The sequence below is a fragment of the Nitrospinota bacterium genome (assembly GCA_016235255.1).
GTDB lineage: Bacteria > Nitrospinota_A > UBA7883 > UBA7883 > JACRLM01 > JACRLM01.
On record JACRLM010000005.1, the window covers coordinates 1 to 13511 of the forward strand.

13 protein-coding genes and 1 pseudogene are annotated in these 13511 nt (G+C 57.8%); 2 read left to right on the forward strand and 12 right to left on the reverse strand.

Annotation, left to right across the window (positions count from 1 at the left end):
• Nucleotides 1-282 precede the first annotated feature (282 nt).
• Genes HZB29_00530 through HZB29_00565 form a run of 8 tightly spaced genes read right to left on the reverse strand, consistent with a single transcriptional unit; the run spans nt 283 to nt 7304 of the window.
• Complete coding sequence (locus HZB29_00530; GenBank protein MBI5814080.1) at nt 283-609, reverse strand: type II toxin-antitoxin system HicB family antitoxin; 327 nt, start codon at nt 607-609, stop codon at nt 283-285.
• 23 nt (nt 610-632) lie between these two features.
• Nucleotides 633-878, reverse strand: a complete 246-nt coding sequence (locus HZB29_00535) for a type II toxin-antitoxin system HicA family toxin (GenBank protein MBI5814081.1) — start codon at nt 876-878, stop codon at nt 633-635.
• Nucleotides 879-934: 56 nt separating this feature from the next.
• Nucleotides 935-2050 (reverse strand): ABC transporter permease, encoded by a 1116-nt coding sequence (locus HZB29_00540; GenBank protein ID MBI5814082.1) that lies wholly within the window; start codon nt 2048-2050, stop codon nt 935-937.
• 2 nt (nt 2051-2052) lie between these two features.
• A complete protein-coding gene (locus HZB29_00545) occupies nt 2053-3159 on the reverse strand; it encodes an ABC transporter permease (GenBank protein ID MBI5814083.1) in 1107 nt (368 codons plus the stop codon).
• Nucleotide 3160: 1 nt separating this feature from the next.
• The gene (locus tag HZB29_00550) at nt 3161-4078 is read right to left on the reverse strand and encodes an ABC transporter ATP-binding protein (protein MBI5814084.1); all 918 of its coding nucleotides are present in this window, start codon (nt 4076-4078) and stop codon (nt 3161-3163) included.
• Between the two features lie 8 nt (nt 4079-4086).
• The gene (locus HZB29_00555; protein ID MBI5814085.1) at nt 4087-5007 is read right to left on the reverse strand and encodes an ABC transporter ATP-binding protein; all 921 of its coding nucleotides are present in this window, start codon (nt 5005-5007) and stop codon (nt 4087-4089) included.
• Nucleotides 5000-5989: an efflux RND transporter periplasmic adaptor subunit gene (locus HZB29_00560; protein ID MBI5814086.1), complete on the reverse strand. Its 990-nt coding sequence runs from the start codon at nt 5987-5989 to the stop codon at nt 5000-5002. Before HZB29_00560 ends, HZB29_00555 begins: the two co-directional genes overlap by 8 nt.
• Before the next feature lies 1 nt (nt 5990).
• The gene (locus HZB29_00565) at nt 5991-7304 is read right to left on the reverse strand and encodes a TolC family protein (protein ID MBI5814087.1); all 1314 of its coding nucleotides are present in this window, start codon (nt 7302-7304) and stop codon (nt 5991-5993) included.
• Nucleotides 7305-7514: 210 nt separating this feature from the next.
• Here HZB29_00565 and HZB29_00570 point away from each other — a divergent pair.
• A pseudogene (locus HZB29_00570) lies at nt 7515-9136 on the forward strand (SagB/ThcOx family dehydrogenase).
• A 21-nt stretch (nt 9137-9157) separates the two neighbouring features.
• Here HZB29_00570 and HZB29_00575 read toward each other — a convergent pair.
• The 4 genes from HZB29_00575 to HZB29_00590 form a co-directional block, all read right to left on the reverse strand.
• Entirely contained in the window at nt 9158-9763 is a 606-nt protein-coding gene (locus tag HZB29_00575) for a hypothetical protein (protein MBI5814088.1), read from the reverse strand.
• A 179-nt stretch (nt 9764-9942) separates the two neighbouring features.
• The gene (locus tag HZB29_00580) at nt 9943-10767 is read right to left on the reverse strand and encodes an SDR family NAD(P)-dependent oxidoreductase (GenBank protein MBI5814089.1); all 825 of its coding nucleotides are present in this window, start codon (nt 10765-10767) and stop codon (nt 9943-9945) included.
• Nucleotides 10768-10787: 20 nt separating this feature from the next.
• Nucleotides 10788-11486 (reverse strand): glycosyltransferase family 2 protein, encoded by a 699-nt coding sequence (locus tag HZB29_00585; protein MBI5814090.1) that lies wholly within the window; start codon nt 11484-11486, stop codon nt 10788-10790.
• Nucleotides 11487-11680: 194 nt separating this feature from the next.
• Nucleotides 11681-12640: a DUF1858 domain-containing protein gene (locus HZB29_00590; protein ID MBI5814091.1), complete on the reverse strand. Its 960-nt coding sequence runs from the start codon at nt 12638-12640 to the stop codon at nt 11681-11683.
• A 265-nt stretch (nt 12641-12905) separates the two neighbouring features.
• On the opposite strand from HZB29_00590, the gene HZB29_00595 reads away from it, so the two are divergent.
• Nucleotides 12906-13505, forward strand: a complete 600-nt coding sequence (locus HZB29_00595) for a Crp/Fnr family transcriptional regulator (protein ID MBI5814092.1) — start codon at nt 12906-12908, stop codon at nt 13503-13505.
• Nucleotides 13506-13511 lie beyond the last annotated feature (6 nt).

The window sequence follows — 13511 nt, forward strand, 5'->3', positions numbered from 1 at the left end:
AAATTCTACAGATTCTGAGCCTCACAATGTTCGAGAAAACCCCGTTGGATCAACTGCTTGCGGAAACTGTCACAAACGGATTTCAGCCGGTTTCAGACAATCAGCTGTTTTTGTTCGACTAACGTTGGGACACTAGTGATGCAAAGTATAAAAACAATATGCAGGTGGAGCTGAATATATGGCCTTGGCCGGCAGCCACGTGGAAGAAAATGGCCTTCTAAGATGATGTCCGTTACGCAGATAATTTAGGTGCGCTTGGCCGCACCACGAAAAGCATCGCGCCTATTCCTTTTCTATGACCATCTGAAAGGCCTTTTTTGCGAAGTTGTTAAGCGACACGCCTTTTCGTCTTGCCGCAAGGGCGGCCTTGCGATGCAGTTCGCTGCCGACTCGCACGTTGAAACTCCCCTTGAAAGGCGTTTCAGGCTTTATCCCCTCTTCATCGCAAAGCGCAAGATAATCGTCAACAGCTTCCCGGAACGCCTTTATCAGAGATCTGGCGTTCTTGCCCTCATAGCTGATCAGCGCCCGGACGAATTCCACCTTGCCGAAAAAAACGCCGCTGTCCTGGTCCATATGGATAGAGCCGTAATATCCCTTGCGCTCCATCATGTCCGAAGCTGATTGTGGCCTCATATGAGATTGTTTTCCTCCAGCGCTTCCTTGATTTGCCCAATCTGATAACGTTTTAGAATATTCGACGGATGCGGCTCATGCAGGCATATCGGAGGGAAATCTCCATGGACAAACCTGCGCCGCGATCCAGCCCCGATTGACAACCGGTATCCCATCCCTTTGAGCATGGTGACAAGCTCCTGCCATGTGAAATCAGGCGGTTCATTCTTGAACCTGCCAACAAGCTTTTCTCTTTTGCTCATCAGTCCGTATTATAACACTAAAATAAATGTGCGACTGATAATGGTTGCATCAGCCGTCATCCAAGCTTCTTCTTGAATCTCATCGTGGCCAGGGTCATGAACACGCAGCCGAGCGCGAAAAGCGCCAGCGCGTTGGGCCACAATGTGTCCAGCCCCATCCCCTTGAGGAACACCCCCCTTATCAGCACAAGGAAATGCCGCAGCGGATTGGCCAGCGTGGCGATTTGCACGGGCCCGGGCATGTTCACCACCGGGAACATGAAGCCGGAGAGCAGCACCGCCGGGGCGAAAATCAGGAACGTGGCCATCATCGCCTGCTGCTGTGTCTTTGCGATGGTGGAAAGAAACAGCCCCAGGGAGAGCGACGACAAAAGGTATATCGCCGTGAAAAACGTCAGCAGCAGTATGGAGCCCTTGATCGGTATCTGGTACCAGTGCACCGCCACGGCGGTGACGAAGAACATGTCCGCAAACCCTATCATGGCAAAGGGTATCGTCTTGCCCAGAATAAGCTCCACGGGCTTAAGCGGCGTCACCATCAATTGCTCCATGGTGCCGATCTCCTTTTCCCGCACCACCGCCATGGAGGTGAGCAACAGGCTTATTAGCATCACGATTATGGCGATGACCCCGGGGACGTTATAGTTGCGGCTGCGAAGCTCCGGGTTGTACCAGGCGCGCACTTTCAGGTCCACAATCGCCGGGCGGACTTTCACCGCGCCCGCCCCCATCTGCGCGGAATAGCCGCTGATGATGAGGCTTGCGTAGCCTATGGCTATGGTGGCGGAATTGGAGTCGGTCCCGTCGGCCAGCAGTTGCACGGTGGCGGGCTCGCCCGTCCTTTTTATGTCCTTTGAAAAACCGGAGGGGACGATCACCGCCAGTGTAGCGTTCCCCTTTTCCATCACACGCTGGGCGCCATCAGGCGAAACGGCATGGTCCACTATCCGGAAATAACCGGACGATTCCATGCGCCGGACAAGTTCACGGGATTCATACGACCTGTCCATGTCGCACACGGCCGTGGCCACGTTGTTCACGTCCAGGGTGACGGCGTATCCGAAAACGATGGTCTGCAGGATGGGGGCGCCGAAGATGAAGAACTTCATCCGTGTGTCGCGGAACACCTGGATGAACTCCTTTACCACCATCATCCGTATGCGTTCGAACATTGTCAGCCGATCCTCTTGACGAACTTGAGGTTGGCGGCGGTGAACACAACGATCCCGAAGACCAATAGCAGGAACGCGTCGTAGGCCACGTCCGCCAATCCGCTCCCTTTCAAGAATATCCCCTTGAGGATCGCCACGAAATACCGGGCCGGGATGACGTTTGTGATGTATTGCAATACGAGGGGCATGTTGGCTATGGAGATGATGAATCCGGACAGCAGAAACGCCGGCAGGAACGTGGCCACAAGGGAGAACTGGCTGGCCGGAAGCTGTGAGCGGGCGATGATGGATATCAGCGCACCGAGGCTTAATAGGCCGAACAGGAACACGCATGAGAGCGCCATGAGAAGGACGACGCTGCCGCGAAGCGGCGTTTTGAACAGGAACACCGCCACGCCGACGGAAAAGGCCATGTCCACAAACCCGATGGCGAAATAGGGGATGATCTTGCCGGTGACAAGCTCCACGGTCTTCACCGGGGTGGAGATAAGCTGTTCCATCGTCCCGCGTTCCCATTCACGGGCGATGGTAAGGGAGGTGAGCAGCGCCGCTATCACCGACAGGATCACCGCGATAAGCCCCGGCACGATGAAGTTGCGGGACTTCAGGTCTTCGTTGTACCAGACGCGCACTCTCGGCTCAATCACGGGCCGTATTCCGGGGGCCGATTCCGAAGTGAACCGCGCCGCCGCCGCCGCCATGTAGCCTATTGCTATGGTGGCGGTGTTCGCGTCCGCCCCGTCCACGATCACCTGCAACGGCGCCGGGACGCCGGAAACAAGGTTCCTGGAAAAATCGTTGGGGAACACCACCCCAACTTTCGCCTTCCCGGCGTCCACAAGGGAGGCAAGCTGGCTTTCGTTGTCCGTGTACCCGATGTTCGTAAAATAGCCGCTGGCTGTCATGCTGTTTACAAAGCCGCGGCTTTGCGAGCTTTTGTCGTTGTCCGCCACGGCCACGGTGATGCGGTCTATGTCCATGGATATGGCGTAGCCGAAAATGAAAAGGAGGATCAGCGGCAGCAGGAACGCCAGCGCCATGCTGATAGGATCGCGCTTTATCTGGATGAACTCCTTGCGGGCGACGGCGATGGTCCTGGCGATGTTCATGTCACGCCACCTCGATCAACGACACGAACACGTCCTCCAGCGATGGGGCGATATTTGCGATCCCCTTCACGGCGAACCCATTTGCGGTGAGCACACTCCTCGCATTGTCACCGTCTCCCGCCGCCTCGTCCACCGTCAGGTGGATCATGCTGCCGAAAATCGCCGCCTCCATCCCGGCCTCTTCGAGCGCCTCCATAGCCTCTATGGGCCGGTCCACCTCCACCTCGATCACGCGGCGTTTCATGTATTTTGTCTTAAGCTCCTCCGGCGATCCTTCCGCGATGATCCCCCCCCTGTATATGAGCGCCAGCCTGCCGCAATACTCCGCCTCCTCCATGTAATGGGTGGTGACGAACACCGTGGCGCCCCCCTCCGCCATTGTGTAAATCAGGCTCCAGAAATTCCGGCGCGACACAGGGTCCACCCCGGACGTCGGCTCGTCCAGAAAAATGATGGGAGGCTCATGCAGTATGGCGCAGCCGAGGGCGAGCCGCTGTTTTATCCCGCCGGGCAGGTTCCGGGTCAGTGTTTTTCCGCCCCCGCCAAGCCCGGCCATTTCGAGCGCCATCTGTTTGCGCGCGGAGGCCCTGGATTTTGGGACGTTGTATATCCCCATGAAGAAGTTTATGTTCTGCTCCACCGTCAGGTCGTCATATAGTGAGAACCGCTGGGACATATAGCCGATGTTCTTTTTTATCTCCTCGCTTTGCGTGGCCACGTCCAGCCCGCCAACACGGCCAGCCCCGGCAGTGGGATTCAATAGCCCGCACAGCATCTTGATGGTGGTGGACTTGCCAGCCCCGTTCGGGCCGAGGAAGCCGAAAATCTCCCCCTTGCCAACCGAAAGGCTGATGTTGTTCACGGCGGTGAAATCGCCGAACTTCTTTGTCAGCCCAATGACTTCCACCGCGTTTTCCATGGTTCTCCCTAACGCTCCACCATGGAGATGAACATGTCCTCCAGCGACGGGGTGATCTGCCGCCAATCCTTGATTTGCACACCCCCCTCCGTCAGAGCTTTTTTCAAAAGTTCCGCAACCTCGTGCGACTCGGTTGAAACGTGCGCCTTATGTCCATAAACGTTCGCCCCGGCCACTCCGGGCGTCTTGACGGCGATCTGGGCCGCGGCCCGGGCGTTGTCTGCGGTAAGTTCGAACATGGGCCTGCCCAGGGAGTTTTTAATGGCCTTCGGATCGTCGGTGACGAGCAGTTTTCCCTTGTCCAGAAAGCCCACCCTGCCGAACCGCTCCGCCTCGTCAAGGTACGCGGTGGAGACGAATATGGTCACCCCTTCGCGCAGCATGGCGTACAGGATGCGCCAGAAATCGCGGCGGGATACGGGGTCCACCCCGTTTGTCGGTTCGTCGAGCAGCAGCACTTTCGGGGTGTGGATCAGCGCGCATGCCAATCCCAGTTTTTGCTTCATCCCGCCGGAGAGGGCGCCAGCGAGCCTGTCTGTGAAAGGGGCGAGGTTTGAAAAGGTAAGAAGCCTTTCGATCCTTCCGGGGCGCTCTTTTTGCGGGGTCTCGTAAAGGTCGGCGTAGAAGACAAGGTTTTCCATCACGGTCAGGTCCTCGTAAAGGCCGAACCGCTGGGACATGTAGCCGATCTTTTCTTTTATCCGTTCGCTTTCATGGATGATCGAATGCCCCTCCACCCACGCTTCGCCCGATGTGGGGCGCAGAATGCCGGCCAGCAGGCGCATCACGGTGGTCTTGCCGGCCCCGTCCGGGCCCACAAGGCCGAAAAGCTCGCCGCTTTTCACTTCCAGTCCAAGCCCGTCCACCGCCGTCACGGCGCCAAACCGCCTCGTCAAAGACCGGGCGAGGATGGCCGGTTGGTCACTCATGGGTCAGGATTTTCACGTCCGCCGGCATACCGGGCTTAAGCTCCCCGTTCTGGTTTTTCACCGCCACCTTCATCCCGAACACCATCTTCACCCGCTCTTCTTTCGTCTGGATGTTCTTCGGCGTGAACTCCGCCTCGGAGGATATCTGTTTTACCGTACCCTCATAGACCTTGGCCGGATAGGTGTCCACCCGCACTTCCGCCTTCTGCCCAAGCTTCACCTCGCCAAGCCTGCTTTCCTTCACATACACCTTCACCCACGGGTTTTCCATGTCGCCAATTCGGAACACAGGCGAGCCGGCCGCCACAGTCTCCCCCTGTTCGGAGTATCGTTTCAAAATGACCCCGGCGATGGGGGCGCGAAGCGTGGCGTCGTTTAGCCTTTCCATGGCCACGGCCAGGGAAGCTTCCGCCTGCTTTAACCTCCGCTCCGCGGCGGACAAAGATTCCTTGCGCGCCCCGGCCTTCACAAGGCTTAACGCCTCCTCAGCCCGTTTATGGCCCGATTCGGCAAGCTCCAGATATTTCTCCGCCTCGTCCATCCGCTGGGCGGAAACGGCCCCGCTGTCAAACAGGGTTTTGGACCGTTCATAATCCTTGCGCGCCTTTTCAAGTTCGGCTGTCGCGTAGTCCACACCCGATTCCGCCTGTGCAAGCTCCTGTGGCCGGGCGCCCGCGCGAAGTTCCGCCAGCCTGAACTTGGCCTCCTCCATCCCTGCGGTGGCGGCGGCGGCAAGCCCTTCCAGCTCCGCGCTTTCCAGCCGTGCGATCACGGCGCCTTTTTCAACTTTCATCCCCTCGTCGGCCATAAGCGCCGCCACGCGTCCGGGGGTCTTGAATCCCGTGTCTATTTCCAAGACCTCCACGTTGCCCGAAAGGGCCATCGCCCCGGAGTTTTGGGATTTGCGCGATGCAAGGTAGGACCAGGCCGCAAACGTTACAATCAGCAATGCGGCGGCGGCGATTATGATCTTTTTTGCCATGTCAGCTTTCCTTTCCGTTGGAGCCTCCGATGGCCCGGCGAAGCGCGGCGACGGCGATGTCCCTGTCAAAAAGCGCCTGCAGATAGTCCGACTCCGACCGGAGCAGATAAGCGTTCGCGTCCAGCACGTCGGCGGAGATTCCCGCCCCGGCGTTGTACTTCAACGTTTCTATCCTCTGCGCCTCGCTGGCCGCGTCCACGGCGGATTTGGCCGCCTCCATCCGTTTGGCGGCGTTCTCTATGGCGTATTGCGCTTCCTTCACCTCACGGACGATATTGATGCGCGCCCCCCGTTCGTCTTCACGGGCCTTTTCCAGTTCTTCGCGTTCCTTGGCGGTCTCGGCGCTAATGGCCCCGCCGTCATAGAAAGGGAGGGTCATTTTAAGCGACGCGTTCCAGTTTTCATTGAACGCCAGCGCGTCCCCGGCCCGGCCCGCGTAATCCGCGGAAAGGGTGAGGCTCGGCAGGCGTTTCGCCCCGGCCATGCTCACCCGCTCCTCGGCTATTTTCATCCGGGCGCGCGCGGCGGCAAGCTCCGGCCGGTTCTCAAGGGCAAGGGTGACGGCCGTATCCCCGGCGGGGTATTCGGGATTGCCGTCCGTTTCACCGGAGATGGATATCTCCAATCCCGGATCGTCCACCCCAAGAAGGGCCTTTAAAAACTCGTGGGCGCTTTTAAGTCCGTTCTCCGCCGTCAGCAGGCTCTGGACGGCGGAGGAAAGTTGCACGTCCGTCTTCAAAAGGTCGAGCTTGGCGGCGGTACCGGTCTTGTAAAAAAGCTCCGCGTTGCGTTTGTGCCCGGTGAGCCTTTTCACGTTGGACTCGGCCGCGTCCACAAGCTTGTTCAACTGCATGATCTTGTAATATGCGCTGGTGACGTTGAAGATCACGTCCTCCACACCCCCCTTGTAGAGTTCCTCGGACATGGTCTTTTTGAGCATGGCGGCGTTGACGTTTCTTTCAAGCCTGCCCCCCCGGTACAACGGAAGGCTAAACGACGCGCCAGCGTCATACACCGGGTTTTTAAATTCGGGAAAGCTCATAGGCTCGCCCGGCAAAATGCTGATGGGGGTCAGCGGCGAATAATACCTGCCTCGCGTGGCGGCGGCGCCAAGGTCTATCCTCGGCCCCTTTTCGGCCTGGGCCGCGTTCACCTGGTTTTCGTCTATGCGTATGTCCGCCCGCTGGGCGTTCAAACGGGGATTGTGGGAAAGGGCGTAGTCCACCGCCTGCCGCAGCGACAGCCCGTCCAACTCCCCGGCCATGGCGGTGACGCCGGATAGCGCCAAGATGGCCGTAGCAATCGCAAAACGCATGGACTTGCCTTTCACAGCCGGTCACGCCTCGTTATAAAAACTATTATGGACGATATCCCCTGGCCCGGTGGAGCATATATATTATCCCCTTTCCGGGCATGGGTGGAACAGGGCTATTTTACATCCGCCGCCCGCCCCCCTGTGTCGTATAATTGATGCCAAGAGGCGATGCGGCGGTTCTGAATCATTTTTATAATGGACCTGCTTTCCATGCACAACATCGAAGCGGTAATAAAATATCACGACCTGAGCCGCCACCGCATCACTCGCTATGCGGACGGCCCGGGCCATCTGGACTGGGACACGCAGCCAAACCCGGTCCGCAATTTCACCGGCGCGCGGATTGTCAATCTCCCCCTTGCGGCCAAACATGCCGGTCATCCGTACTCCTCCATGTTCGGGATTGAGAAGGCGGCGTCCGCCCCCCTTGAAATGAAATGGCTGGCGGCGCTTTTCGAGTTGTCGGCAGGCATATCCGCATGGAAAAAGTTCGGGGAGAGCAAATGGGCGTTGCGGTGCAATCCCTCCAGCGGCAACCTGCACCCCATCGAGTGGTACGCCGTCACCGGCGGGATGGCCGGGCTTGCCGCCGGGGTATATCATTACGACCCGTATATGCATGCCCTTGAACGCCGATGCGCTCCGGCTGAAAGTTTTAAAGATTCGGCGCCGGATGGGAGTTTCATCACGGCCTTTCCTCCATCCGCTGGCGGGAGGAATGGAAATACGGCCTGCGGGCTTACCGCTATTGCCAACTGGACGCGGGGCACGCCATCGCCGCGGTGCGCATCGCCGCCGAGGCCATTGGATGGCGCGCAAATCTTCTGTGCGAACCGGCGGACAATGATGTGGCGATGTTGCTCGGGCTTTCCAGGCAGGAAGACTATGGGCAGGCCGAGCCGGAGGAGCCGGTGGGGCTTATGCTTGTCACCGCTGGAAACAACATCGGCGGCGTGGACGCTAAAGCGGTGGAGTCGCTGGCGAAGATCGCGGCGGAGGGGAATTGGAGCGGCGCGGCGAATGTATTGAGCTACGGCCATGAGTACACCTGGACGGAGGGGGACAAGGTGGAGACCGGGTGCGTCAAGCCGGTCACCGTGGAGACGCCGTGGAGCGCCCCGGCCATCGGCGCCGTCCAGCAATGCGGGTGCGACGACCCCGCGGCGGATGTGATACGCAAACGCCGCTCCGCCCAGGCGTTTGACGGGAAGACGGTGATGCCCGAGGAAGTATTCTACCGCATGCTGGACGCCACACTGCCACGCTACGGCGCCCCCCCGTGGGACGCGCTTTCGTGGAGCCCACGGATACACCTTGCGATGTTCGTGCACAGGGTGGAAGGATTAGTCCCCGGAATTTACACTCTGCTCCGGCGCGAGGGGGTGTTCCCGAAACTGCGTTCGGCCATGCTCCCGCAGTTCGACTGGATCAGGCCGGACAACGCTCCGCCCCACCTGCCGGTGTTCCGCCTGGCCGCCTCCGACGAGCGGCGCATGGCCCAGATGGTGTCGTGCCATCAGGACATCGCCTCCGAAAGCGTGTTGAGCCTGGGCATGCTGGCCGAATTTGGCTCAAGCCTGACACAGGGGGCGTGGTGGTATCGCAGGATGTTCTGGGAGGCGGGGATGGTGGGGCAGGTCCTTTACCTGGAGGCGGAGGCGGCGGGACTGCGGGGGACTGGCATCGGCTGTTTTTTCGACGACTCTTTCCACGAGCTATTGGGGCTGCGCGGGACTGATTTCCAGAGCCTGTATCACTTCACCGTCGGCGGCCCCATCGAGGACACGAGGCTGGACACCCTCCCGCCGTACTATCACCTGAATGGGCGGTAGCGAAGAAGCCCCGGACGGAGCCTACTTGCCCGGCAAACCGGGTGTTTCGACCATTATCCGGTTGATCACGTCGGCGAAGGCCTTTATGTTCTGGTTGCCGTTGTCCATCTTCAAGTACGCAAAGACCTGTCTGCCGTCATCATCCCGCAATCCGGGCACTGATATGCAAATAAGCGACTGCGCGCAGGACTTGCGGTCGTCGTCCCCTCCCCCTTTCTTCGCGGCCTCCGGGGAGAATAGTTTATAGAATACGACAGGCTTCCCCTTGGAGTCCCAATAGTCCTTGTTGAATATCTCGGTCAATTTTGTCAGCGCCGCGCCGGGGAGGGGAGTCAGCTTGATTTTGACCCTGCCGGACTGATCGCCCGCGTCAAACTCAAGCCCCTCTATTTTGGACACGCTGATGGCTGTCCCCAACTCTTTATGCTTGACGTACTCCTCGAAAATTATCTTCTCCTGCGCCAGGACCAGAGCGCGTTTGTTTTCCAATATGGATTCATCCAGCGGTATCGTCTCGCGCTGGGCGGCCTTTTCCGGTTTTAGAGGTTTTTCAGCGTTGCCGATGCCAGGGGAGAAAACAAGCAGGGCAATTATTGGAAAAAATATTGCGCCATTTATTTTCAACATTAGTGCCTGTCCTTTATTTTGCCGATCACCAGTTTTCGGCGGTTATTGATGAAAAACCGCCAATTAATATAGAAAACATCTTAGTTTCGCCAAAAGCGCTTGTCAATGCCATGTAAACCGCAAAGAAAATAAAGTGTTTTAATATGTGGCATTTCATACAAAAACTATGGCAGCGGAACTTATATCCTCCTTCGAAGCAACTCGTCCATCACCACGGACGGCAGAATCCTTTTCGCCAGCGCCGCGCCATAGGTCACCCGCGTGACGTAATAGCGAATCTTCGGCCTGCCGCTTTCCACCGCATGTATCAGCTTTTCCACCACGGCCTCCGGCGGAAGGGTCCCGCTCATTCCCGGCCCTTCGCTGGTGAGCCGTTCTTCCATTTTCCGGTATGTCTGTCGGTGATGGCTTTGCGCCGGGACGATATGTTTCTTGAACGCCTCGTATGAGTTTTCCCGGAAATTTGTGTATATCGGCCCCGGTTCGATGAGGGATACTTTTATGCCGCTTCCCCAAAGCTCCAGCCTTAACGTGTCCGTAAAACCTTCCAGCGCGAACTTGCTGGCGTTGTACGCTCCGCGCATGGGCGCCGCCACAAGGCCGAGCACGGAGCTGTTCATAACGATCCGCCCTTCGCCCCGGGCGCGCATGGCTGGGATGACCAGGTTGGTAAGCTCCATGGTCCCGAAAACGTTTGTCTCGAACTGTTCGCGGATGGCGGCGCGGGTAAGGTCCTCCACGGCGCCGGGCTGGCCGTATGCTCCGTTGTTGAAAAGCGCGTAAGGCGCCCCGCCGCATTTTTTCATCACCGTATCCACGGCGTTTTTTATCGAACCGCTGTCCGCCAGGTCGAGCGGAAAACTTTCAAGGCCCATGGAGGCGAGCTTTTCGACGTCGCGCTGTTTTCGCGCCGTGGCGAAGACCCTGTGGCCACGCTTTGAAAGTATCTGCGCGGCGCACAGCCCGATGCCCGATGAGCAGCCGGTGACAAGTACGGTCTTCATGGCGCTCCCGCCGGTTTCCATCAAAGCAGGTTGTATTTGACGATGCAGTACAGCGCCCGGAAAGCGTCCTTGATCCCGATCTTTTTCCCTTCCTCGTACGTCCTGCCGTGGTACGAGATGCCAACTTCGTATATCGGTACCCGCAGCCGCGACATTTTGGCGGTGATCTCCGGTTCGAAACCGAAACGCTTTTCCTCGATGCGGATGCGCCTTATCACATCGGTCCGGAACACCTTGTAGCAGGTCTCCATGTCGGTGAGGTTCAGGTTCGTGAACATGTTGGACAGAAGGGTGAGCAGCTTGTTTGCAATCATGTGCCAGAAGAAAAGCACACGGTGAGGCCTGTCGCTGATAAAGCGGCTTCCGAACACCACGTCCGCCTTGCCGGAAAGTATCGGTTCCAGAAGATGCGGATATTCCCGGGGGTCATACTCCATGTCCGCGTCCTGGATGATGATCACATCGCCCGTCACCTGGTCAAAGCCTGTCTGCAGGGCAGCCCCTTTCCCCTGGTTGACGTCGTGGCTGGCGGTCCTGATCCTGGGGTCTTCCTTGATAAGCTCCTCGATTTTACCCTTGGAATCGTCCCGCGAATGGTCGTCCACGATGATAAGTTCAAGGGTGTGCTCTTTCCATATGGGAAGCGCCATCACGTTTCTGGCGATGGTCTGGATGGTATTTTCCTCGTTATAACAGGGGATGACGACGCTGATCTTCAAAAGAAGTCTCCACAATGAACATGTTGAAAATCATACCGCAAGGACACAGTGGAGATTATAAGGCATAGCGGTATTAACGCAATAAAAGAAGCGTCCACTTGAATCATTATGCAGGGGCAGACCTGTGTGTCAGCCCCAATTATTAGGGGCGAACACGCAGGTTCGCCCCTACGGATTTTAGTGTCAGCCCTGGATTATCCGGCCGCTTCCTTGATCACCCGGTTTATCTCGCCGAGGATCGTTTCGCCGGGCATGTTGTGCATCATGGCGGTCTGCTCCACCGTCTCCGTCTTCTGCCCGGGGCAGGTGAAGCATGCGGCGCCGTAATTTTTCTCGAAAATTATTTTCGTCTCCGGATACACTTCCAGCAGGTTTCCTATCTGGGTCTTCAATGTGGCCATTTCGCCCCTTTTAATCTGGGCGCCCATGGGGAGAAAACCCTCCGGGTGGGCAGGCGCGGCAGGGGCGCCGCTTCCGGAGACCAGTTTTTTTCCTTCCAGCGCGGCGATAAGCTCAAAAAGGCTCCTGCCCGCCTTTTTCGCCGCCATCTCCAGCGTCACCATTCTGGCCACCGTCCCGCGCACCGCCGGGTTGGCCACGCTGTGCAGACCTTCCGCAAAGAACACCTCTTCCAGATGCGGCCACTTGTCGAGTATCTCCGCTATTTTCATGGAGGGCGCCACCTTTACCGGCTCGGCGGGGGGTTCCTGCGGGGCGGGGGGGACTTCCAGCGTCACCACCGTTTGAGCCTCTGGTTCTTCCTTTAACACGCCAAGGATGTTCACCACGAAAATGAGTATGGCGCCAGCCTCCACAGCGGAAAACAGCCCGAAGAAAAGCCGCAGCGGCCCCTCGCTCCAATACGCCCCCAGAATGTAAAACGCCGCCATCCCCCAAAGCCCGATGTTCGCCATCCAGAACTGCACAGGTATCAGCGAAGGGTAGGGGACAGGCCGTGCGTTAAACCTTGGCAGGATGTGGTAAGCAACGCCGTATATCATCATCGCCATGAATCCGAGCAGCATCACATGGACGTGCACGAACCGCAGCTGCTCGCGCGCATGCTCGAAAAATGAAAGGTGCGCGCCCAGGAACACCCCGGCCGCTATGTAATATAAAGACGCTTTAATAAAAAGCTTCGCGCTTTTGTCCATCGGTATCACTCCATCCTTCGCCAACTCGCAGCGCCGGCATCCTGCCGGCATGCCGCCACAACATTAATCATACACTCAAAGATAAATTGAGTTACAATCATAAGGTTATGATTTAAATCATAACGGCGCGTGTGGCCAGTGGATATTTACAGATAATTTGCCGTATTTGCCTTAGTTCATAAATACTATGCCAGATCATCTCTCCAAGTCAGCATTGTTCGCGGCGTTGCCAAAGAGCTGCCTGGAGTGGCTTTCGGGAAAAACAGTGTGGAAACAGTTCCCGAAGGGCAAACGGCTGTTCGCCGAAGGCGACCCGGTGGAAAACGTTTATTTCATAGACAGCGGCGCCGTGAAGCTTGTGAAAGAATATTCCAGCGGCAAGAACGCCATCCTCGGAATGATGGGGCCGGGGGCGCTGGTGGCGGAGGTGGCGGCGGTGGACGGCAAGCCGTATCCCGCCACCTGCGTTGCGATGGAGGACTGCCGGGCAGGCGCCATACCCGCGAAAGTGTTCGTGGAGCTTCTGCGAAAAGAGCCGGACGTGGCCATTAAAATAATTTCCAGCGTGGGGGGCAAGCTGCGCGAGCTTACCTCCAACCTCGGTTTTCTGGCGGTGCAGACGGTGGACAAGCGGCTGGCCCGTTTCCTTTACAAGCTGGCGCAGGACATCGGCGAAAAAAGCGGCAAGGGATGCCGCATATCCCTTGGCATGACAAGGAAAGACATCGCGGAGATCATCGGCACATCTTTCGAGGTGGTGGAGCGCTGCCTGAAAAAAATGCGGGATGACGGGCTTATCCAGGTGGACGGCAAGAAAATCGACATAAGCGACCTTGGCAGGCTTGCCGGGGTGTTCGAGGACTGAAGCTGC

Bases quoted from the DNA above. Each gene is read 5' to 3' on its own strand.
- HZB29_00545 (MBI5814083.1), bottom strand. From the start codon at position 3,159: ATGAACATCGCCAGGACCATCGCCGTCGCCCGCAAGGAGTTCATCCAG.
- HZB29_00550 (MBI5814084.1), bottom strand. From the start codon at position 4,078: ATGGAAAACGCGGTGGAAGTCATTGGGCTGACAAAGAAGTTCGGCGAT.
- HZB29_00530 (MBI5814080.1), bottom strand. From the start codon at position 609: ATGGAGCGCAAGGGATATTACGGCTCTATCCATATGGACCAGGACAGC.
- HZB29_00535 (MBI5814081.1), bottom strand. From the start codon at position 878: ATGAGCAAAAGAGAAAAGCTTGTTGGCAGGTTCAAGAATGAACCGCCT.
- HZB29_00575 (MBI5814088.1), bottom strand. From the start codon at position 9,763: ATGTTGAAAATAAATGGCGCAATATTTTTTCCAATAATTGCCCTGCTT.
- HZB29_00540 (MBI5814082.1), bottom strand. From the start codon at position 2,050: ATGTTCGAACGCATACGGATGATGGTGGTAAAGGAGTTCATCCAGGTG.
- HZB29_00590 (MBI5814091.1), bottom strand. From the start codon at position 12,640: ATGGACAAAAGCGCGAAGCTTTTTATTAAAGCGTCTTTATATTACATA.
- HZB29_00560 (MBI5814086.1), bottom strand. From the start codon at position 5,989: ATGGCAAAAAAGATCATAATCGCCGCCGCCGCATTGCTGATTGTAACG.
- HZB29_00555 (MBI5814085.1), bottom strand. From the start codon at position 5,007: ATGAGTGACCAACCGGCCATCCTCGCCCGGTCTTTGACGAGGCGGTTT.
- HZB29_00580 (MBI5814089.1), bottom strand. From the start codon at position 10,767: ATGAAGACCGTACTTGTCACCGGCTGCTCATCGGGCATCGGGCTGTGC.
- HZB29_00565 (MBI5814087.1), bottom strand. From the start codon at position 7,304: ATGCGTTTTGCGATTGCTACGGCCATCTTGGCGCTATCCGGCGTCACC.